Origin of the sequence: Shouchella tritolerans (assembly GCF_025770735.1) — a bacterium.
GTDB lineage: Bacteria > Bacillota > Bacilli > Bacillales > Bacillaceae_D > Shouchella > Shouchella tritolerans.
Genome location: NZ_JAODPB010000005.1, coordinates 338,965 through 360,411, shown reverse-complemented (window position 1 = coordinate 360,411; position 21,447 = coordinate 338,965). Strand labels below are relative to the sequence as shown.

25 protein-coding genes are annotated in these 21,447 nt (G+C 45.5%); 18 read left to right on the top strand and 7 right to left on the bottom strand.

Annotation, left to right across the window (positions count from 1 at the left end; translation table 11 throughout):
- Positions 1–39 precede the first annotated feature (39 nt).
- Positions 40–606, top strand: coding sequence for a GNAT family N-acetyltransferase (locus N6H06_RS17940; RefSeq protein WP_263707615.1), 567 nt, complete (start codon positions 40–42; stop codon positions 604–606).
- A gap of 77 nt (positions 607–683) precedes the next feature.
- Here the strand turns inward: N6H06_RS17940 and N6H06_RS23095 are convergent, their stop codons facing one another.
- A complete protein-coding gene (locus N6H06_RS23095; RefSeq protein ID WP_318527584.1) occupies positions 684–809 on the bottom strand; it encodes a hypothetical protein in 126 nt (41 codons plus the stop codon).
- Positions 810–1,152: 343 nt separating this feature from the next.
- Complete coding sequence (locus N6H06_RS23090) at positions 1,153–1,284, bottom strand: hypothetical protein (RefSeq protein WP_318527583.1); 132 nt, start codon at positions 1,282–1,284, stop codon at positions 1,153–1,155.
- Between the two features lie 203 nt (positions 1,285–1,487).
- Between N6H06_RS23090 and N6H06_RS17930 the strand changes: the two genes are divergently transcribed.
- Positions 1,488–2,366: an AraC family transcriptional regulator gene (locus N6H06_RS17930; protein WP_263707614.1), complete on the top strand. Its 879-nt coding sequence runs from the start codon at positions 1,488–1,490 to the stop codon at positions 2,364–2,366.
- A gap of 178 nt (positions 2,367–2,544) precedes the next feature.
- On the opposite strand, the gene cysK is transcribed toward N6H06_RS17930, so the two are convergent.
- Complete coding sequence (gene cysK, locus N6H06_RS17925; RefSeq protein WP_062749800.1) at positions 2,545–3,477, bottom strand: cysteine synthase A; 933 nt, start codon at positions 3,475–3,477, stop codon at positions 2,545–2,547.
- 83 nt (positions 3,478–3,560) lie between these two features.
- Between cysK and thpR the strand changes: the two genes are divergently transcribed.
- The 10 genes from thpR to N6H06_RS17875 all read left to right on the top strand — a co-directional run bounded on the left by thpR (position 3,561) and on the right by N6H06_RS17875 (position 13,789).
- On the top strand, positions 3,561–4,121 hold the full coding sequence (gene thpR / locus N6H06_RS17920) for an RNA 2',3'-cyclic phosphodiesterase (RefSeq protein ID WP_062749799.1): 561 nt from the start codon (positions 3,561–3,563) through the stop codon (positions 4,119–4,121).
- Entirely contained in the window at positions 4,118–4,522 is a 405-nt protein-coding gene (locus tag N6H06_RS17915; RefSeq protein ID WP_263707613.1) for a CidA/LrgA family holin-like protein, read from the top strand. The genes thpR and N6H06_RS17915 overlap by 4 nt, the downstream gene beginning before the upstream one ends.
- Positions 4,488–5,192, top strand: a complete 705-nt coding sequence (locus N6H06_RS17910) for an LrgB family protein (protein WP_064505329.1) — start codon at positions 4,488–4,490, stop codon at positions 5,190–5,192. The genes N6H06_RS17915 and N6H06_RS17910 overlap by 35 nt, the downstream gene beginning before the upstream one ends.
- Positions 5,193–5,417: 225 nt before the next feature.
- Positions 5,418–7,361 (top strand): sigma-54-dependent Fis family transcriptional regulator, encoded by a 1,944-nt coding sequence (locus N6H06_RS17905; RefSeq protein ID WP_263707612.1) that lies wholly within the window; start codon positions 5,418–5,420, stop codon positions 7,359–7,361.
- Between the two features lie 268 nt (positions 7,362–7,629).
- A complete protein-coding gene (gene lpdA / locus N6H06_RS17900; RefSeq protein WP_212954066.1) occupies positions 7,630–8,982 on the top strand; it encodes a dihydrolipoyl dehydrogenase in 1,353 nt (450 codons plus the stop codon).
- Between the two features lie 26 nt (positions 8,983–9,008).
- On the top strand, positions 9,009–9,956 hold the full coding sequence (locus tag N6H06_RS17895; RefSeq protein ID WP_062749794.1) for a thiamine pyrophosphate-dependent dehydrogenase E1 component subunit alpha: 948 nt from the start codon (positions 9,009–9,011) through the stop codon (positions 9,954–9,956).
- Positions 9,957–9,973: 17 nt separating this feature from the next.
- Positions 9,974–11,017 (top strand): alpha-ketoacid dehydrogenase subunit beta, encoded by a 1,044-nt coding sequence (locus N6H06_RS17890; RefSeq protein WP_062749793.1) that lies wholly within the window; start codon positions 9,974–9,976, stop codon positions 11,015–11,017.
- A gap of 27 nt (positions 11,018–11,044) precedes the next feature.
- Positions 11,045–12,280 (top strand): dihydrolipoamide acetyltransferase family protein, encoded by a 1,236-nt coding sequence (locus N6H06_RS17885; protein WP_213028923.1) that lies wholly within the window; start codon positions 11,045–11,047, stop codon positions 12,278–12,280.
- Positions 12,281–12,694: 414 nt separating this feature from the next.
- Complete coding sequence (locus N6H06_RS17880; protein ID WP_062749791.1) at positions 12,695–13,009, top strand: hypothetical protein; 315 nt, start codon at positions 12,695–12,697, stop codon at positions 13,007–13,009.
- A 51-nt stretch (positions 13,010–13,060) separates the two neighbouring features.
- Positions 13,061–13,789 carry an SDR family NAD(P)-dependent oxidoreductase gene (locus N6H06_RS17875; RefSeq protein ID WP_263707611.1) on the top strand — a complete coding sequence of 243 codons (729 nt, stop codon included), beginning with the start codon at positions 13,061–13,063 and terminating at the stop codon, positions 13,787–13,789.
- 40 nt (positions 13,790–13,829) lie between these two features.
- Here the strand turns inward: N6H06_RS17875 and purU are convergent, their stop codons facing one another.
- A complete protein-coding gene (gene purU, locus N6H06_RS17870) occupies positions 13,830–14,693 on the bottom strand; it encodes a formyltetrahydrofolate deformylase (protein WP_062749789.1) in 864 nt (287 codons plus the stop codon).
- A gap of 464 nt (positions 14,694–15,157) precedes the next feature.
- Here purU and N6H06_RS17865 point away from each other — a divergent pair, with 464 nt between their 5' ends.
- Positions 15,158–15,952 carry a phosphotransferase family protein gene (locus tag N6H06_RS17865; protein WP_213028922.1) on the top strand — a complete coding sequence of 265 codons (795 nt, stop codon included), beginning with the start codon at positions 15,158–15,160 and terminating at the stop codon, positions 15,950–15,952.
- Between the two features lie 58 nt (positions 15,953–16,010).
- Here N6H06_RS17865 and N6H06_RS17860 read toward each other — a convergent pair whose 3' ends face one another.
- The gene (locus N6H06_RS17860; RefSeq protein WP_062749788.1) at positions 16,011–16,259 is read right to left on the bottom strand and encodes a YtzH-like family protein; all 249 of its coding nucleotides are present in this window, start codon (positions 16,257–16,259) and stop codon (positions 16,011–16,013) included.
- 95 nt (positions 16,260–16,354) lie between these two features.
- On the opposite strand from N6H06_RS17860, the gene trmB reads away from it, so the two are divergent.
- Positions 16,355–16,996, top strand: a complete 642-nt coding sequence (gene trmB, locus N6H06_RS17855; RefSeq protein ID WP_263707610.1) for a tRNA (guanosine(46)-N7)-methyltransferase TrmB — start codon at positions 16,355–16,357, stop codon at positions 16,994–16,996.
- A gap of 34 nt (positions 16,997–17,030) precedes the next feature.
- Here trmB and N6H06_RS17850 read toward each other — a convergent pair whose 3' ends face one another.
- Positions 17,031–17,333, bottom strand: a complete 303-nt coding sequence (locus tag N6H06_RS17850; RefSeq protein WP_062749786.1) for a hypothetical protein — start codon at positions 17,331–17,333, stop codon at positions 17,031–17,033.
- A 219-nt stretch (positions 17,334–17,552) separates the two neighbouring features.
- On the opposite strand from N6H06_RS17850, the gene N6H06_RS17845 reads away from it, so the two are divergent.
- Entirely contained in the window at positions 17,553–18,626 is a 1,074-nt protein-coding gene (locus N6H06_RS17845; RefSeq protein ID WP_062749785.1) for a M42 family metallopeptidase, read from the top strand.
- Between the two features lie 4 nt (positions 18,627–18,630).
- Entirely contained in the window at positions 18,631–19,152 is a 522-nt protein-coding gene (locus N6H06_RS17840) for a DUF84 family protein (RefSeq protein WP_062749784.1), read from the top strand.
- 84 nt (positions 19,153–19,236) lie between these two features.
- Here the strand turns inward: N6H06_RS17840 and N6H06_RS17835 are convergent, their stop codons facing one another.
- Complete coding sequence (locus N6H06_RS17835) at positions 19,237–19,683, bottom strand: YtoQ family protein (RefSeq protein WP_062749783.1); 447 nt, start codon at positions 19,681–19,683, stop codon at positions 19,237–19,239.
- Positions 19,684–20,065: 382 nt separating this feature from the next.
- Between N6H06_RS17835 and N6H06_RS17830 the strand changes: the two genes are divergently transcribed.
- Together N6H06_RS17830 and N6H06_RS17825 are read left to right on the top strand one after the other, a co-directional pair.
- Positions 20,066–21,076: a PTS transporter subunit IIC gene (locus tag N6H06_RS17830; RefSeq protein ID WP_062749782.1), complete on the top strand. Its 1,011-nt coding sequence runs from the start codon at positions 20,066–20,068 to the stop codon at positions 21,074–21,076.
- Between the two features lie 14 nt (positions 21,077–21,090).
- The gene (locus N6H06_RS17825) at positions 21,091–21,417 is read left to right on the top strand and encodes a thioredoxin family protein (protein ID WP_011247614.1); all 327 of its coding nucleotides are present in this window, start codon (positions 21,091–21,093) and stop codon (positions 21,415–21,417) included.
- Positions 21,418–21,447 lie beyond the last annotated feature (30 nt).

The window sequence follows — 21,447 nt, the reverse complement described above, 5'->3', positions numbered from 1 at the left end:
TTATAAGAACGAGCATCGTTTTGGAGGAGGAGTAAAGAAATGTCATTTCCGTTAACTGAGATGCCCACAATAACGACCGCCCGCTTCGTGCTGCGGCCGATTGAGCGCAGCGACGCCGGCGACATGACGGCGCTGTATGCGGACGAGGAGGTCGTGCGATACACACCGCTTGAACCGTACGTTACCATCGAAGACGGCATGGGGGCTGTCGAATGGTGCACAAACATTTTCGCCGAAGGAACCGGAATCAGATGGGGCATTGAGGATCCGTCGTCCGGCACCGTTATCGGCACATGCGGATACTTAAACTATGAGCCAGAGCACCGGCGCATCGAGCTTGGGTACGACCTAGCAAAGCGTTATTGGGGGCAAGGCATCATGACTGAAGTTGCCGAAGCGGTGATCGATTTCGGTTTCCGCGATCTTGGCATCAACCGGATCGAAGCCAAAATTATTCCGGACAACGTAGCCTCGGGCCATCTGCTCATCAAGCTTGGCTTCCAGTACGAAGGCAAGCTTCGGCAGCATGAATTCGAAAAAGGCCGGTTCATCGACATTGCCGTCTACTCTATTTTGCGGGAAGATCGGCAAGCGCGGCATCAATAGCGGCAATTTTTGCTTCTTTCCTTGTTAAGCCGCACGGAGGATCACCCGTACGCTGCTATCTACTATTAAAAAGAGCTTTATGAGAAGGCACCGAAGCGGCCGCCTGCGGCCACGCCCTTAGGAGATATGCGTTCCATCTCTGCCAGATCGTCAGCCGTTCCCTTCACTTTCAGCACGCCAAAGTTCTCTTGTACTCGGTTCAATCGTTTAGTTCCCGGAATCGACACGAGCTGCTCGCCTTGTGCCAGAAGTTAGGCTAGACGAGGTCAGCCATAAGTGCCGGCCGTTTCTTCGATGGGAGTATTGGGGTCGGGGCGATGCTAATAATAGAGACCAATGTAATCCAGCCCCAGGCTGTAGAGGCTGGCATCCACCGATTTCTTAATGTAGGCGGGATCTCCTTTAAGGCCTTGTCCATGCGTGAGTCCGAATTTGCTTGCACTAACGGCCTCATTGCGCTGGACTTTAAGGGACCAACAAGGCTCATTTTCGCCAAACCGCCCAAGCTGGAATCGGTCCCGTACAGGTCAGCCGTATCAAACATCGTCACGCCGATATCGAGTACTCCACTCCCTGAATCGTCCGCACCGATTCATCGTTGTCAGGCATCCTCATTGTGCCGAGCCCGATGGCAGACACTTCAAGTCCTTCATTTCCCCGTTTTCTTCGTTGCAGCATAGAATGCTCCTCATTTCGGGTTAGTGGGGAGGCTCAAATGAAAGATATATGGGTGTAGTATAAGTTTTTTAAGTTCGTTAATGGAGCGATTGGTGACCACAAATAAACGGCAAGTTTCCGGGCACCCCTACAAAACGGTGCAATAGAAGTCGGAAGTTTGCTTCAGAACCTTGTTATTCTGTACCTGAAGGGAGGTTGTTCATGTGGATTGGCTAGCGAATTTGAACAGGGCTATGCAATACATTGAAGATCATCTTGCTGAGGATCTTGACTTGAAGGAGGCTGCTAGGCAAGCATGTTGTTCCGACTATCATTTTTCCAGAATGTTTTCATTTCTTGCCGCGATTCCGTTATCTGAGTACATCCGCCGTAGACGCCTGACACTGGCTGCATTTGAGCTTCAGACTAGCGATTCAAGAGTGATGGATGTGGCGGTCAAGTATGGCTACAGCTCAGCGGACGCCTTTTCCAGAGCCTTTCAAGCATTGCATGGGATGTCACCCTCACTGGCAAAGTCCATTGGTCATTCCTTAAAGGCTTATCCACGTATGACTTTCCAATTAACCATTCAGGGAGGAAGCGTCATGCATTATCGTATCGTAGAGAAGGAAGCATTTCGAATCGTCGGTATTACAAAAAGGGTGCCTATCCAATTTCACGGTGTCAATTCGGAAATCGAATCCATGTGGGGCAGCTTAACACCAGAAGATATCGCCCAGCTCAAAGCCCTTTCGAATATGGAACCGCAGGGGCTGGTTCAAGCCTCAGTGAATTTTTCGGAGGAGCGCATGGAGGAAAAGGGATTGCTTGATCACTATATCGGCGTGGCAACCAACAAGGAGTGCCCCGAGCACTGGACGAAGTTGGAGGTTTCAAAAAGTACTTGGGCTGTATTTGAAGCGGTCGGCCCCTTTCCAGATACGTTGCAGAACGTCTGGGGGCGTATTTACTCGGAGTGGTTTCCTTCTGCTAGCTACGAGTTGGCAAGAGGGCCAGAGATGCTATGGAATGAAAGCAAGGATTTGTCCTCGCCAACGTTTCGAAGTGAAATTTGGATACCTGTCATCACAAGTCTGGCCTAATCTGTGAAAAAACGCGATTCAGGAAGAGGGGCTGTCCCATAAGGTCTGTTACATGACCTTATGGGCAGTCTTTTTGGTTATCCTAAGCAGGCGCAACAACATGAAGTGTACCACAAGTCAGCTGTATCTACTGATTAAATTCAAGAAATTGGTGAACACTCTAGTTGATAATGATCCTCTATTCGGATTGATACAGGTCGGTCGACAAATAGCGCTCGCCGGTATCGCATGCGATGGCAACGACGTGATCGTCTTTGTGAAGCGTCTTGGCCATTTCCAGTGCCGCAAAGCAAGCCGCTCCAGAAGAAGGGCCGACAAGAATACCTTCAAGCCGTGCCAAATCTTTTGCTGTCTTGTACGCATCTTCATCTTCGATCCGCCTAATTTGATCATAAATAGCTGTATTTAGGATTGGCGGTACAAACCCAGGGCTAGTACCAACAAGCTTATGCGGGCCCGGCTTGCCACCAGACAAAACAGGCGATCCAGCCGGCTCCACTACATGAATAAGAGCATCAGGGTAATAGGTCTTAAGCACCTCCCCTGTGCCGGTGATCGTACCGCCAGTGCCAGAGGCTGCGACAAATCCTGAAAGTGTAGCGCCAATTGCATCTAAGTCTTTTTTTATTTCTAAGGCAGTGGTACGGCGGTGGGCATTAGGGTTTGCTTCGTTTTCAAACTGCATTGGCATAAAAGAACCAGGAATGCTTTCGGCAAGCTCTTTGGCTTTTTCGATTGCGCCAGGCATTTTTTTATCGCCTTCAGTTAACACAACTTCAGCACCGTACGCTTTTAGTAAATTGATCCGTTCTTGGCTCATTGTATCAGGCATAACGAGAATAGCACGATAGCCGCGAGCTGCAGCGTTCATAGCCAGGCCAATACCAGTATTTCCACTCGTTGGCTCAATAATGGTGGAACCAGGTTGCAGATGGCCATCCTTTTCTGCTTGAATAATCATTGAAAAGGCAGCACGGTCTTTCACGCTGCCGCTCGGGTTATTCATTTCTAATTTCAAATAGACAGATGCGCCTTTACCATCAGCCAGCTTGTTTAAACGGACCATTGGCGTCTGTCCAATTAAGTCAGCGATATTGTCTACTACTCGCATCAGTAATCACCTCTTTAAAGTTCCATTTATTTAGTTTAACATAAATAAGGCAAGCCAGCTTATTGAACGCTTAGGAGGACAACATGAACGAACCACACTATTTTTTAGCTTTGCCCCTTTCTGACGACATTCAATCGGCCATTTGTTCACATACTTGTCGCTTTGTCCAAGAAGAGCGATTTAAAAAATGGGTCCATCCGGCTGATTATCATTTAACCTATCATTTTTTTGGTTCCTTACAAGCGCAAAAATGGGCAGAAACGGAAAAAGAGCTCGCACGATTGATTGCAACGTTCACACCGTTTGTGTTGCAGTTTGGCGAATATGGGACATTCGGCAAAGAAGACAGGCCGAGAATTTTTTACATGAAGCCTAATCCAATAGGAGATACGCTAGTAGAACAACATGCCCAAGTTGTATCGTTATTGTCGCAACTTGGCTATCCAGTCGACAGCCGTCCGTTTTCCCCCCATGTCACAATAGCCCGCAAATGGGCTCATAGAAAGCCTTACGTAAAGCCGCCGTCTCGTTTTGATTGCTTAGAAAAAGTTGAGCGCTTGTGTTTGTATAAAACCGTTACTGGACAAACTCCAAAATATGAGGAAGTCCGTTCGTTTCCGTTTTTAGGTAGGGAAGAGCGGTGAAGTGGCTGCGTTTTGTTTTGCAAATTATTGGGTTATTCATCTTTAATAGCATTGGCAATGGGCTTGCTGCTGTTCTTCATCTTCCACTATCAGGAAGCTTAGTCGGCATGATGCTATTGTTCGTGCTACTCGTTACAGGCGTGGTGAAAAGCAAGTGGCTAGAAGACGGGGCATTGGCTTTGCTTGCATTTTTACCGCTTTTCTTTGTGCCGACAACAGTCGGGATTATCGCTGAGCCTGCTTTGTTTTCTACGCAAGGCTTATTGTTGGTCGGTGTTACAATCGTAAGTACTTGTGCAGTCATGGTTGTAAGTGGTTATGTTGGGCAATTATTAGCAACGAAAGAGGAGAAAGGGGAATCGGCCTGTGCTAAACAATCTAACCACCACCTTGGCCGCTAGTGGGGCTACGCTTGTCGTCTTTTTGGCTGCAGTTGCCCTCTATAAACGGAAAAAAACGCTGTTGTTTTTGCCTTTGCTTGTAACGACAGCCATCTCCGTTTTATTTTTATTGCTTAGCGGCATTACATATCAACATTATCAGGAGGCGGTGAGCTGGATATCGTCCTTCCTTGGACCGGCTGTAGTTGCATTGGCCATTCCTTTGTACCGGCAGTTACCGCTCATTAAGAAATACTTTCGCCCCCTCATCATTAGCATTACAATTGGGGCGTTGTTTGGCGTCGCAAGTGGCTTTATGCTTGGCGCACTAGTTGGATTAAAAATGGCGTTTCTTCAGCCTTTGTTGACGAAGTCCGTCACTGCTCCAGTGGCGATGGATATAATGGCGCTTTTAAATGGAAATACAACACTAGCAGCGATTTTAGTGACAATCGCCGGACTAACAGGCGCAATTGTTTCAGGCACTTTGTTAAAATGGACTCATATTTCACACTTTATTGGCAGAGGCGTCGCTTTTGGCGCTAGTGCCCATGCAATAGGAACGGCAAAAGCGCTTGAGCATTCTGAAGCAGAAGGGGCCATTTCTTCAATTGCAATGATCCTATGTGCGATTATCGTTTCGATTGTGGTCCCGGTTGGGGGGACAATTTTATTGACGGTGGGGTGGTAACGGCCTTTGTTTACAAGCAGACATTTGTTTTTTTGATTCTCTGTATTTATAGGGGGGTCATAGTGAAAATAACCATAACCATCGAGTGATGATAAATAGATGAAAAGAAAATTCAAGAAAACGCTTCCTTCTTTGTGGGACTATTTAGTATGATCGTTTTAGAAGATCGTATCTCCAGTTGACGTTCTGGCAATCGATTTTTTTCCATTAAAGGAGGCTACAACAGTGAACCAACAAATGAGCAGAGCAATTTTGAATGCCGAATGGTACAACGGTTCTGTTAAAACTGCTTGGAGTCGCTATTTAAGGAATGAGGGGATCTTGCAAAGTGAATTGAGAAGTGAGATTGCTCATTCATGGGAAACATCTAAAGATTTAGGGGTTAATCCGTTTCAAAGCCAAATAAACGAAGTCATAAACGATCAGACGCTTGCCATTCGATTAAAACACAATAAGCAGTTGTTGTCTTACGCATCCCCCCGCATTCAGCAGCTGCTCGATTTATTTGATGACTCGAAGACGGTCCTATCTATTGCCGATAAAGATGGAACGATTTTGAAAACTGTAGGGGAAAAAAACGTTTTAAAAAGAGCAGAGAAACGGTATATTTTTGCAGGTGGAACTTGGAGCGAGAAGTCTGCAGGCACAAATGCAGTTGGGATGGTTCTGAGAACGAAGCAATCGTCTCAAGTCTTGTTTTCTGAGCATTTTTGTGAAAATGTACACGATTGGTACTGTGTCGCTTTTCCGATCTTAACGCCTTTTACAAAAGAATTACTAGGCATTGTGAATCTCGCAGGTAATGCAAGTGATGTTCATCGCCATTCGATTGGTTATGCACTGGCTGAAGCGAAAAATATGGCTCTATCGATCGAGCGCCATTTTTTTGAATATGCTTTACGGCATAACCTATTTTTAAACACAGCACTCGAAAAGATGGACAAAATCGTGTTGTCTGTAGATTTAAGTGATCAAATTCTGACCCGAAATGAGAGTGCGAGTCGAAGCGAACGGTTTCGAAACGAGACGTCCATAGCCAGCTTTACTGAATTAAAGGCACTAGTAGATAAAGTTCGGACAAATGGCCAGCAAATAGTAAATGAACAGATTAAAGATGGATCAACAAATAAACGCTATCAAGTTTCAATTCACCCTGTCCGGTTTCAAGACCATATTTATGGAGTTGTCATTTTTCTTCAGGAAGATTATAGAGTGGTGAACAAAAAGAAGCCGTCTCCTAAAGAGACGACAACGCGTTACAGTTTTTCCAATATGATCGGCGTGTCCCCAACATTTCAGGCGCTATTAAAGCAAGCGAAAAAAGCTGCGTGCTTACAATCTACTATATTTATATCGGGAGAAACGGGGACAGGGAAGGAAGTGTTGGCGCAAGCGATCCACCAAGCGAGTGACCGTGGCGACAAACCATTTGTTGCTATTAATTGCGGAGCGATTCCACCGAGCTTGCTAGAAAGTGAGCTGTCCGGTTATGAAGCAGGTGCTTTTACTGGCAGTAAAGCAAAAGGGAGTGCAGGAAAGTTTGAACAAGCAAATGGTGGCACCATCTTTTTAGATGAAATTGGCGATATGCCGCTGGATTTACAAATCCATTTGTTACGTATTTTAGAAGAACGGGTCGTTATGCGGATCGGTGGAAGCGTGGCGATCCCTGTCGATGTACGAGTCTTATCTGCTACGAATAAAGATTTAAAGGAAGCGGTGCAAAAAGGCACGTTTCGTGAAGATCTATATTATCGTTTATGTGTCCTGCAAATGAAACTTCCGCCATTAAGAGAACGGATTGAAGATATACCGGCGTTAATTCAATCTTTTTTACCTGCTCTTTGTCAGGAATTTGGAAAACAAACGATCAGCTTAACCCGGGAAACGTTAAGTCTCCTCGAAAATTATCATTGGCCGGGAAACATAAGAGAATTGAAAAATGTACTACAGCAAGCGATGTTTGTGATGGACGGCGATATCATCCATCCCCACCATTTACCGGATAGCTTATACTCACAAACACAAGGTGATGAGCATGAAAAACAAAAACTGTTGCAGGCGATTGAGCAGCAAGAAGGCAATGTAACAAAGGCAGCAGCTTCTTTGAATATGTCTCGGGCTACCATCTACAGAAAACTAAAAAAACATCGCATTGAACGCCACTGAGTATAAGCGTAGACAAAGTGACAGCTAAACACTTTGTCTACGCTTTTTTTGGTTCGATGAGACATTGATACAAAAGCTGTTTCAGATGATACATAACAGGATTCGACAGCAACCACGAAAATACGGTAAACAAAGGGCTGTGCATAAACCGAATAGTTGGCATGAAAATTGCATGATTGATTTACGAAAAAGAAAGCGCTTGCCTTTGGGCGGAAAGGAGAGTGTCTTGTCAATCAATTAACACGAAAGACTAAGGAGGGAGAAGGGATTGAAATCATTTGATTTAACCGTTGTCGGCGCTGGTCCTGGAGGTTATGTGGCGGCCATTCGAGCCGCTCAGCTAGGCATGACCGTAGCGCTCATTGACCGGGGCAAACCTGGAGGAACTTGTTTGCATAGCGGATGTATTCCTTCCAAGATTATGCTGCAGCACGGGGGACGCCTTGAGGAAATTCGACAAGCACAAGAATGGGGGATTGAAACATCTGTTGTCCAAGTAGATGATCGTAAACTGTTTCGGCGACAAAACACCATTATTCAATCCTTATCGACAGGCATTGCCCACTTGCTAAAGAAAAATCGCATTACGTTTTTCCAAGGAGAGGCAACGATTGATGGATCGCAACGACTGGTTTGTGATGGTCACATCATTCAAAGTAAAAACATGTTACTGGCTACAGGGGGAAAACCGTTTATTCCACCGATTGCCCACCTAGAAACGATTGATTATATGACGACGGATACGTTTTTTCAACAAACATCGCTGCCAAAATCGCTTGTCATCATTGGAGGGGGTGTGATTGCTGTCGAGCTTGCATTCGCAGTCTCTCCGTTTGGTACAAAAGTGACGATTTTAGAAGTGGCACCGGATATTTTGCAAACAGAAGATGAAGAGGCACGGGCTATTGTAAAAGAACAGTTGCAACAGCGAGGCGTGGAAATCGAGACAAATGTCGCTATTGAACATGTGCAACAAGGACTTGTCCGCACGGCAAATGCTACTTTTCCATTTGAACGGTTGCTCGTGGCAGCTGGAAGGCGTCCTAATACGGAATTGGCGGATGCGCTGAACTTACAAAAAGACGAAAACAATCGTTTCATCGAAGTAAATCAATATTATGAAACGAGTAAAAAGGGCATTTATGCAATTGGTGATGTGATTGGCAAATATGAATTGGCTCATGCAGCGAGTGCGGAAGGCATTGCGGCTGTCGAACATATGGCAGGGATAAAGCAACAGCCAATTGACGAACTTGGCATCCCCCGATGTGTTTATACAAAACCTGAAATCGCTTCCTTCGGTTTGAGTGAAAAAGAAGCGAAAGAACGAGGTTACGATGTCAAAGTCTCATTTTCAGCAAATGCCGCGAATGGGAAAGCGCTCGCAGAAGGGGACACATCTGGTTTTGTAAAGCTAATTACGGAGAAAAAATACGGTGAACTGCTCGGTGCAGTCATTGTTGGGAAACATGCAACTGAGCTAATAGGAGAGTTGCTGGCCGTCCGAGTATCAGAAGGGACCATTTCAGAATTACAAACATTGATTCATGCACACCCAACCATTGCTGAAGTTATTGGCGAAAGTGCACTGGCGTTTAGTAAACGAGCTATTCACCAGTAAGAAACTTCATTGAAGGAGGAGCAAAAATGAAGAAAAAAGAAGCCTTATGGATTTACCAGAAAATGAATGAAATCCGTTTGTTTGAGGAAGAAGTACACCGGAAGTTTGGGGAAGGCATCATTCCAGGCTTTGTTCATTTGTACGCAGGTGAAGAGGCTGTGGCCACAGGTGTTTCGGTCCTATTGGATGAAGAGGATTATATCACAAGTACGCACCGCGGCCACGGCCATGCAATTGCGAAAGGCTGTGATATTAACCGGATGATGGCCGAGATTATGGGAAAAAAAGATGGGCTTGGTGGCGGCAAGGGCGGCTCTATGCACGTTGCGGATGTTGAAAAAGGAATGCTTGGCGCTAATGGCATTGTCGGCGGCGGTTTTGGACTTGCGGCGGGTGCAGCACTAACGATTAAAACACTTCGGCAGGATCATGTTGCTGTTTGTTTTTTTGGAGACGGAGCATCTAACGAAGGTTTATTCCACGAAGGACTTAACTTAGCGTCGATTTTGAAATTGCCGGTCATCTTTGTTTGTGAGAACAATCAATTTGGCGAGGGAACACCTTTCCGTTATGCCAGTGCTTCTGAAACGGTCGCAGAACGGGCGGCCGCTTACAATATGCCTGGAGTCCGGGTAGATGGCATGAAAGTAGTGGATGTTTATAGTGCGACAAAAGAGGCAATTCGCAGAGCGAAAGCAGGTGAAGGCCCAACGTTAATTGAGTGTGACACCTATCGACATTACGGGCATTTTGAGGGAGATGAACAAAAATATAAATCTGAAGGGGATCAAAACCGTGATCGCGATCCAATTCCTGAATTTCGAAAGACTGCTGTGGAAAAAGGCTGGATGACGAATGAACAGGCGGATGAGATTGAAAAAGAGGCAGCGGAAACGATTAAAAAAGCGAGCGAATTTGCTCAAAATAGCCCACTTCCTGATTTGGAATCGTTATATACAGATATTTTTGCTTAAGAAGAGGAGGAACAAAAATGACAGAACGGATCGTTACATTTATGACAGCCATTAATGAGGCGATGGCGCAAGCAATGCGGAAAGACGACAACGTCATATTGATTGGTACGGACGTTGCTGGTGGAGCGGAAGTCGACCATTTAGTACAAGATGATGGCCGGTATGATGATGCATTTGGAGGGGTTTTCGGATTATCAAAGGGCCTTGTTACAGAGTTTGGAAGGGAACGGGTTATTGATACACCCATTGCAGAACATGGTTATTTTGGCGCAGCGGTAGGAGCAGCTGCGACAGGTCTTCGTCCGATTGCGGAGCTCATGTTCAATGATTTTATCGGCTTTGCGTTAGACCCTATTTTAAACCAAGGGGCGAAAATGCGTTATATGTTTGGCGGAAAAGCGAAAATGCCGCTTACTGTCCGAACGGTTCACGGTGCAGGCGCAGGCGCGGCTGCCCAGCACTCGCAAACGTTATACGGTATGTTTGGAGCAATACCTGGCGTAAAAGTTGTCGTCCCTTCTAATCCTTATGATGCCAAAGGCCTGATGCTAGCTGCGGTTGAAGAAGATAATCTCGTTGTGTTTTCTGAGGATAAATTGCTTTATGGGATGAAGGGCCACGTACCAGAGGATTACTATACGGTTGAAATAGGCAAAGCCAATGTGATTCGCGAAGGAAAGGACATTACGATCGTAGCGATTGGAAAAATGGTGCAGGTAGCAGAAGAAACGGCTCAAACGCTTGCAAAAGAAGACATTTCAGCCGAAGTGATTGACTTACGGACTGTCGCCCCTTGGGATGAGGAGACGGTCATTGATTCGATCAAGAAAACGGGGCGTTTAATTGTGATAGATGAATCGAACCCTCATAACAACACGGCGACTGACATTGCCTCAGTCGTTGCAGATAAAGCATTTGATTACTTAGATGGACCGATTAAAACGGTCTGTGCACCGAATACACCTGTTCCATTTGCGACGAATTTGGAGCAGGCGTATATTCCTGATGCTGCTAAAGTATTACGCGTAGCAGATGAAATTATTGCAGATTTAAAACAGTAAACATGGAATTTGGAGGAGGTGAATGGACTGATGGGTAAAATTGTAATGCCTAAGCTAGGGATGACCATGTCTGAAGGGACGATTGTCAATTGGTGTAAAGAGGTTGGTGATCCAGTTACAAAAGGCGAGGCAATTGTGGAAATTAGCTCTGAAAAATTAACACAAGAGCTAGAGGCACCAGAAGACGGTATATTATTAGCTAGATACGGAGAAGTAGATACAGTCATGAAAGTCGGTGAAGTGTTGGCGCGTATTGGCCAAGAAGGAGAAGAAATAACGGAAACTGCTGCAACTCCTCCAACTGCGTCACAATCATCGCCATTAGAAACAGACACGGCAAGCAAAGCGCCTGTCAAACAAGTTCAAAAGAAAGGCGAAAAACGTATTTTTATTACGCCATTGGCACGGAAGCTTGCAAAAGAACATAACGTAAACATCGAAGAAATGGAAGGTACAGGTGGCAACGGGCGCATTACAAAGCGTGATATATTGCGAGAAGCATCAAACCAAGTATCAACCCAAGCAGTAAAACAAGCAGCAAACGAAAATGCGCAAGTGGCGCACTTAGACGACATAGGGGAAGGCCTGTCTCCGATCCGTAAAACGATAGCCCGTAATATGCGCGCCAGCTTGCACAATACTGCTCAACTTACATTGCATCGTAAAGCCAATGCAAATGCACTGCTTGCCTTTCGGCGTTTATTGAAGACAGAATCAGAGTCTCACCAGCTACAGTTGAAATTGAGCGTGACGGTTCTTCTTGCCCGTGCGACCATACTTGCTCTCCAGCAAGTTGGCGCCATGAACAGCCGCTATGAGAATGGGCAGCTTACAGAATTTGAAAATGTTCATTTAGGGATTGCAACGTCGCTGGACGATGGACTTGTCGTCCCAGTCATTCGTGATGCTCACCATTTATCGATCGGCCAACTCGCAACGAAGATTGAGGAAATCGCCGCAAATGCTAGAAGGGGCCAAAGCAATCCAGATGAGTTGTCTGGTTCGACTTTCACGATCACGAATCTAGGCGCGAGCGGCATAGAATACTTTACGCCAATTTTAAATCCAGCAGAAACGGGCATTTTAGGCGTTGGCTCATTGCAACAGGAACTCGCTCTTTCAGAAGACGGTCAAGTGGAACCTGTTCAAAAAATGCCATTCAGCTTGACGTTTGATCATCAAATTGTTGACGGTGTGTTAGCGGCACAATTTTTAGATGCTGTTGTTAAATATGTCGAAAATCCAAATTTGCTCATCCTTTAAGTATGAATAAAAGGAGCTAGGGGAGAAAACGCCCTATGCTCCTGTTAAAGTTGACAAAAAAACGACCTGCTGGCACACAGCATCTCTATTGTTCGCTATGCAACTGACAATAGAGATGCTTTTTAATTTCTTAATAATGAGCATGTGAGTGCTTAGAAAGAGGAATTTATAACCCCTAAGCAGCGCAGGTGGCCTATCTGCGTCTAATTATAAGCTCCAATTAGTACGAACCATTTAACATTGCACTCTCATAGCGTCAATGATGACAGGTTCAATATAGACATTGAAGTTCGATGATGAACCCGTTATAATGAAAAAGCCGTTGTTTTTTAGAACGTTTGGGCAATCTTTCCAGTTAACTGAAAAGGTTGCTTTCTTTTGCCTAGAGCTGTTCAAAAATGAAGGAGGTATTGGATGGTTCAGGACAGCTTTCAAACGCCGGATATAAGCCAATTCCATTTAAGAGTCCGCAAAGTATTTAATTGGCTTGGTGGGCATGAATTTATGATTGAATTGTTAAACCGCGAAGAGTGCATTGGCTTTGGCGATACGGTTGCCGAAGCAAAACAGAATTTAAACGAAAGCATAAAGCTATGCGTGCGCCAGCACGGAGTGGATTCGCTGCCAGAGCCGATTCAAGGCGCGCAAATCATTGTATTAGAGGCGCCAATGTCTGAGGAGGAGTTCGCGACCATTAACCATGAGTTGATTATATTAGACCAATCATAGCATGTACAAAAAATGTACGTGCTTTTTGTCAAAGTTGAAAGGAGGCAGGTGATGGAAAAAAAGCGAGTCGTCGTTACTGGCGGAGCTGCTGGCATAGGGAAGGCGATTGCTCTTGCATTTGCGCAAAAAGGGGCGCTCGTTTTTATCCTTGATAAGGAAGAGACGCTTTTTTGCAAATGGAGTGAAAAAGCGGAGAACATTGCGTTCATCCAAACGGATGTCAAAGAAGAACGTGATATAAAGGCTGCTTTTGCCACAATTGCCTCTCAGTCAGGACCTGTGGAGATCTTAATCAACAACGCAGGAATTTCGTCATTTACGCCATTAGTTGAACTAAGCGTGGAAGAATGGGACAACGTCTTGAATACGAACTTACGCAGCGTTTTTCTTGCCTCCAAAGAAGCAGCTTTACATATGGAACAAACAGGGAAGCATGCTAGCATTATTAATATTTCCTCGACACGGGCTCGCATGTCAGAGCCGAATTCTGAAGCTTATGCAGCTTCTAAAGGAGGGGTCGAGGCTTTGACTCATGCAATGGCATTATCTCTTGCAGAAAAAAACATTGTCGTTAATGCCATTGCTCCTGGCTGGATTCACACAACGAATGACGCTTTAAGGGAGATCGACCATAAGCAGCATCCTTCAAAGAGAGTGGGGACGCCTGAAGACATTGCGAACGCATGCCTATTTTTAGCAGACGAGCGCAATCGGTTTATAAATGGCGAAACGATTGTTATCGATGGTGGTATGACGAGAAAAATGATATATGAACAGTAAAAGCAGAGCCGGCATCATGGCCGCTCTGCTTTTATAAGCACTAAAAGACAATCGTTTTGTTGTTATGGACAAGCAATTGGTCATTTAAATGCCAATTTACAGCTCGTGCCAATGCAATTCGCTCAATTTGACGGCCGGCGATTCGTAAGTCAGCTGTTGTGTGGCGGTGGTTCACTCGTAACACATCTTGTTCAATAATCGGACCCTCATCCAAATCGTCTGTAACGTAATGGGCGGTAGCGCCAATCAGTTTTACACCTCGTTCAAATGCTTTTGCATAAGGATTGGCGCCGATAAAGGCAGGCAAAAACGAATGATGGATGTTAATGATTTGTTGAGGAAACGTACTGACAAACGTTGGCGATAAAATTTGCATGTAACGAGCAAGAACAATAAGTTCAATATTGTGTTCCTGGAGAAGTTCAATCGCTTTGTCCTCTGCTTCACGGCGATTAGCCTTTGTAGACGGTATATGGAAAAAGGGAATGCCGTAAGCTTCCACTTCTTCTTTGTTGTCAGGATGATTGCTGATGACAAGTGGGATTTCAGCATAAAGTTCGCCAGCTCGCCACTTCCATAACAGCTCTGACAAGCAATGATTTTCTTTAGAGACGAAAATCGCCATTCGCTTTTTTCGCGAAGCTTGCTCCATCCGCCATTGGTAATGTTCGGCGTCTGCAAGGGCAGAAAAAGCTTGTTTGATTTCGGAAAAAGCCGTTTTCTCTTCCTGCCACGCAAATTCAATTCTCATGAAAAACATGCCGCCCTCAGGGTCAGTCGAGTATTGGTCAGATTGGACAATATTCGCCTCATGGTTATATAGAAAAGACGATATGTTGGCGACAACGCCTGGGCGGTCTTGGCAGGAAACGAGCAAACGCGCTCGTTGTTGTTCAATAGCCATTTTGTTGTTCCTCCATTTTTGAGCTTACACATCCCCTCATTTCTACTCTGTTTTTTAAAAAAACGCAAAGAAGAAGGAAGGGCTGACTTATTTATTGAATCAGAATCGCAAAGAATTTGTCAATCGCTTCAAGGCATGACTGCGTGATTTGATGGTTGGAGACGAAGCATGTCATTTGCATGAAAACATGGTTTCCAAGGAGCTGGCCTGGTTTTGCTGCTTAAAAGAATGTCATTGACGATTTATCTCCATCTTTGGTACCATTGATTCATCTATTGGTCAACGTGTCTATTAAGCCAAGCCGCTGTCAACGAGTGAATTCGTCAAAATTGTAACGGCAGAGCCTGTCCATTGCGCTCTGCTTCTTTTAATGAATGCTTTCCCAGAACAAAATGCGTTATACTAAAAAACGAGTATGCAGCAAGGAAGCGGAAGAAAAGAAAAGGAAATTGAGGGTGAACCGGGTGGAATTGTTTTTAGGAGAAGGATGGGATGTCATGCCCGCTGGTGGCGCAACAGGCGAAGCCTATGTAGCCAAACAGGGTGACTACCAATTATTCATAAAACGAAATTCATCACCTTTTCTTGCGGTTCTTTCTGCCGAGGGGATTGTGCCAAAACTCCTCTGGACCAAGAGGTTGGAAAGCGGCGACGTGATTACTGCACAGCGGTGGATTCAAGGACGGGAACTGAAGGCAAAGGAAATGATGAATGCCAGTACCGCAGCCATGCTTGCGAATATTCATCGCTCGAATGAATTGCTTGATTTGTTTAAGCGGATGGGCAATGAGCCGTTAGATCCACGGCATATGGTTGAAAACATGTATGTCCAAATCCAACTTTACAGAATTGAGGACGAGCTTGTCCTCGCTTGTATGGACTACTTAGAGCGAACAAAAGATCAGCTTGGCGACGCAGAATATGCTGTTTGCCACGGCGACATTAATCATAACAATTGGATGCGAGACGAACAGGACAACCTTTATCTAATTGATTGGGACGGTGCATCCGTCGCCGACCCAGCACTTGATCTCGGCTTGATGCTTTACACGTACATTCCCGAGGAGCATTGGGCTACTTGGCTGGCTCATTATGGCGCTGAATTGGATTATTCCCTTAAAATGAGAATGCATTGGTATGTGGTGGCCCATACGATCTCAGAAATTTTATGGAACCATAGCAGGGGCCAATTCAGCCAAGTCGAGGAACTCAAAAAAGCGCTGATGTACGTCGCTTCCAAAAATGATCACTCAGACTGATCGAAAGTCTGATAGCTCATCTAATCAGATGAGCTATCTATTTGTTTGCCACCCCTCATCATGTAAGGGATGACATCGTGTTAAGCCATTGCTGTACGGCTTCACTATCCATTGTCTCTGTAGTGGAAGCGCTCGAAATTTCGTCAATGGTGCTTGCCAGCGCTGGATCGAGAGCGGGATCTTGGGCAAGCGCCGTCAGGATTTGTTTCAACTGTTCAGATTCATTTGTTGTCAGGAACTTTTCGCTGACATGGTTTTGCAGCAAGTCTTGCAACAAACCTAACTTATGTTGAATGGAAATTGGCATGAGGGCACCTCCTGCCCTTAGGTTTTGCGCAATAGGAGTTTTTATACGATTTAACAGCGAATTGCAGTGATGAAAGAGAGAAAGAGGGATGAAGATTGCGTTTACGTCATAAACCATGGGCTAGTGAAGAATTGGCAAAACGGCCGAATATTGTCATTCAACAGCCAGAACAGCACCAAGGGAATTGGAGCAATTGCTTTCGTACAGCCCAACCACTATATGTGGAAGTCGGAACAGGGAAAGGAAAGTTTTTGACAGGCATGGCGAAACAGTTTCCGTCCATCAATTTCATTGGTGTCGAACGCTATGAGAGCGTCTTGCTTACAGCTATGGAACGAGTAGAAGCGGAAAAACTGCCGAACGTCAAGTTGCTTAACAAAGACGTTGCTGAGTTGCTGGATGTCTTTGCTAAAAACGAAGTTGATCGCTTTTTCATTAATTTTACCGATCCATGGCCTAAAAAGAAGCATGCCAAACGGCGCCTTACGAATGAAAGGTTTTTAACAATTTATAAGCAGCTGCTGAAGCAAGAAGGAGAAATCCACTTTAAAACCGATAACCAAGGATTGTTTGAATACTCTTTGCACAGTATGTCGACTTTTGGGATGGCATTTAAAAATGTTAGTTTAAACCTTCATCAAAGCGGGATGGAAGAGAATGTGATGACGGAATACGAAGAGAAGTTTTCTGCAAAAGGCATGCCCATTTATCGGCTCGAAGCGACATTCCGACAGTAAAAAAAGAAGCCCAATGGTTTTTGGGCTTCTTTTTTTAGATCTGTTGTAAATCAAGCAAAACACCTGTTTTGACATCAGCCAAAAATTCATACTGGACAGGCCCGTCAACTGTCGAACGTGTTATGCCCCCACGGTATGCTTCATATGGCAGGCCAAAGCGAGTAATCGATTCAGGCTGCATATGGATCCACGAGCCGCTGATCATATATTCTTGTTGGACAGTTGCTTTTATTCGTTTCAGTACGGTTTCAGGAGTAAGCTGTTCTTGTTTCCATGCTTTGCTTGCCAATACACCAATTAATACGCCGATTCCTAAGCCCAGTGACAATCGTTTCATTTTAACACCCTTTCGTTGTACAATGACCTTTTATACCCAGTATAACGAACGAGCGTGAAATTGACTATCGGGAATGGCGGAAACTGGCACAACCCACCAAAATCAGCTACAATGAATGTGCTGTTTTTTTTTGCCACCCATAATCCCAGCAATACATAAGAGATCCCGCTGTCGGGGTCTTGTATTTTATGCCCTTTTTAGAAGATGGAGGAGGTTTTTATGAACGAGAAAACAAAAGCGCTTTTTCAAACATTGACGGAACTTCCAGGGCCGTCTGGGTTTGAACATGAAGTACGCCGCTTTCTAAAAAGCGAATTGCAAAAACATACAAATGAAATTGTCCAAGACAAATTAGGCAGCGTTTTTGGCGTGTTGCGAGGCGATGCGTCGGGACCTAAGGTAATGGTGTGTGGGCATATGGATGAAGTCGGCTTTATGGTGACATCAATTACCGATAATGGCTTAATCAAATTCCAAACACTTGGCGGTTGGTGGTCGCAAGTCCTGCTAGCGCAACGAGTAAAAATTGTAACAGATCAAGGGCCGATTATCGGTGTAGTTGGATCTACCCCGCCGCATTTGTTGAAGGAATCGCAACGCAAGAAGCCCATGCCGATCACGGAAATGTATATCGATGTCGGCGCTGACGATAAAGAAGATTGCTCTGCGTTAGGTATAAAGCCTGGGCAGCCAATTGTGCCAGAATGCCCGTTTACACCAATGGCAAACGAAAAGAAAATTTTGGCGAAAGCGTGGGATAACCGTTACGGAGTAGGTTTGTCGATCGAATTGCTCGAAGCTATAAAAGGGAAAGCTTTGCCGAACACTGTTTATTCAGGCGCAACCGTGCAAGAGGAAGTCGGTACTCGGGGAGCGCAAACGGCGAGCAATATGATTAAGCCTGATGTCAGCTATGTCCTTGATGCAAGCCCTGCAAATGATGCAACTGGAGGGAAGGACGCTTTTGGCCATCTCGGCAAAGGTGCATTGCTGCGCATCTTTGATAGGACGATGATTACACATAAAGGAATGCGTGATTTTGTTCTTGATACAGCAGAAAGCCATAACATTCCTTACCAGTACTTTGTGGCGGCAGGGGGAACAGATGGGGGCCGAATTCACACTTCTGGCAACGGTGTGCCTACAGCGGTCATCGGCGTTTGCGCCCGCTATATCCACACATCGGGCTCCATTCTTCATGTTGACGACTATGCCGCAGCAAAAGAATTGTTGACGAAGCTTGTCCTTGCCACTGACAAAACAACATATGAAAGTCTGATTGAGTTTGAATAGCGTAATGAGGAAAAAAATAGCAGCAGTCGGCTCAAAAAACCGCGCTAAAGTCCACGCTGTCCAAGACGTTTTGATCCAGGAGCATGTTGAGGTCGTCTCTATTTCTGCTTTGTCTCAAGTTGCGGCACAGCCATTTTCGGATGATGAGACGAAAGAGGGCGCTGTAAACCGTGCTCGTGGAGCGCTTGACGCTACAGATGCTGACTTTGGTTTAGGTTTGGAGGGGGGTGTCTCGGAATTACAAGGGACGCTTTACTTGTGCAACTGGGGCGCGCTTGCTACCCGCTCTGGACAATTATATACAGCGGCAGGCTTGCGCTTGCCTTTGCCGAATGACATAGCCGCCCTTCTTTACGAGGGGCTCGAACTAAGCGAGGCGCTAAAACAGACCGTCCCTCATGTTGATGTTGGCCAAGGCGCCGTCGGTTATTTAACAAATGGTTTGCTTACCCGGAAAACGATGTTTTCTGAAGTGGTTCGTGCTTGTTATGGACAGTATATGCTCGCGACAGACAAACTTCATTAAGGAAGCCAGCCCCGCCGATTCAGGGGCTGGCAATAGTCAAACGTCCCTTTTTTAGCGGGCGTTTTTCTTTTTAGCTTGACGCTTTTAGTCTTCTTCAAATACGTAAGATAGGGCGGCAATGGCTTGCGCCGGCGTTTCGACGACCACTTGTGCTTTGTTAGACAGCTCTTTTAAAGCGTGGTGAAGTTTTTCCGGGCGAATCAAAATCAACGGTTTTCCAGCTTCAATGGCAGTGGCGGCATCCATGGCTGTATTCCATTGCCTGTAATCTTCGCCGAAAAGAGCAATAACCGCGTCTGCGCGCTGAAGCCAAATCCGCGTACGAAAATTATTAATGCTTGAGGCTGCTTCGTCCCGCAATACAGCGTTTGGCTGTTTGCCAAGAATGTCTTCGCCGATCGCATCGCTTTTGCTGTGATTTTCCATCGGGCCTTTAAAGACGATAGGCAATTGTCTTTCATTTGCCAAGCGCTTTATCTCTTCACGCCAGTCAGAGTGGATTTCGCCAGCCAAATAAACAACGAGTTCCATACAAAATGCCTCCTTATTTTCCCAGACTGTAGACAAAACCTCGCAGCCTTCGTTGCTCACCTCGTTCATGTGCTTTGAAACAAGTGTTTCATGTGCGAGAAAACGGTTGCTCATGAATACACGTTTTATCCTCATCTTCGCTCGGTTCCGCGCCTCGGCTGACAAGTCGTTTCGATCAGTCCGTTTTTACATATCCAGTTCCAATCGAAGTTAGAACATACGTTTTCTTTAGCTAGTATAACATAAGAATAAGCAAAGAGAGCAACATAAAGGTTGATTTTGTTTCTATCTCTCTCGATTTTTTTGAAAAAAGTGTCTTGTCACATGAATAGTCATGGGATATGCTAAAGAGCGACAGTCATTTATAAAAGGAGAGGGCATCTTGCGCGAATTTTTACGAAAAAAGGGAATCAACCCTTCTTGGCATCTATATTTCATTAAAGCAATGGGGCAAATGACATTTGGGTTGTTTGCTACTCTTATTATTGGGCTTATCATCAAAACGGCAGGCGAACAGTTTGGCATTGCCGCTTTTTTGGAAATTGGCGAACTAGCGATGGATTTATATGGGGCAGCGATAGGAGCGGCAGTTGCACTTGCCTTAGGAGCTCCTTCGTTTGTCGTTTTGGCGACCATTGTTTGTGGGACAGCCGGGGCGGTGTACGGTGGGCCGGCAGGTAGTTTTTTGGTGGCTGTTATTGCTGCCGAAACAGGCAAGCTTGTCTATGGTTCAACCAAAGTGGATATTCTTGTTACGCCGATTGTGACGATCATGAGCGGCTTTGTCGTCGCATGGCTTTTAGGGCCTGCTATTTCATTTGCGTTGGAATCCATTAGCGAGGCGATTACCTGGGCGACAGACCAGCAGCCCCTGATAATGAGCATAGTGGTTGCAATCCTGATGGGGTGGGCATTAACCGCGCCTATCTCAAGCGCAGCGATCGGACTCATGCTTGGACTGGAGGGTGCGGTTGCTTGTGCGGCTGCGATTGGCTGTGCAGGACAAATGGTCGGTTTTGCGGTGGCCAGCTTCCGTGAAAACCGGTTTGGCGGGTTGCTTGCCCTCGGCATCGGCACATCGATGTTGCAAATGCCAAATATTCTAAAAAACCCTCTTATTCTTATCCCCCCAACCATTGCTGGAGCCGTTAGCGCCCCGATTGGTACGATTTGGTTTGGGCTTATTAACAATGCCGCCGGTTCTGGCATGGGGACAAGCGGCCTTGTCGGGCCAATCATGACGTTTACGGAGATGGGCTATTCTGGATCGCTTTTCATTCAAGTCATTCTATGCTATGTTATTATTCCAGCGGTTTGCGCTCTCCTCGTGTCAGAATGGATGCGCCGCAAAGGCTGGATTAAATGGAATGATATGCACATCTCTTTCAATTAAAGGAGCGTATAGCGATGGAACACATTCAATCTGAACAGCAATTTAACGAAATAAAAGCGAACGAAACAGCCGTTTTTCTATTTTCTGCAGACTGGTGCCCTGATTGCCGGGTTATTGAGCCGATTCTGCCGCGAATCGAAGTCGATTTTCCGACGTTTACATTTTATTATGTTGACCGCGATAAATTTATTGATGTTTGTGCAGCACATGACATTTTCGGCATTCCAAGCTTTTTAGTATATGCAAACGGCAAAGAAGTCGATCGTTTCGTTTCCAAAGACCGTAAAACTGAAGAAGAAATCGTCGCTTTCTTAACAAAAGCTGAAGCAGCGATTGATTGATAACAAGCTGGAGGGCGCCCTTCAGCTTTT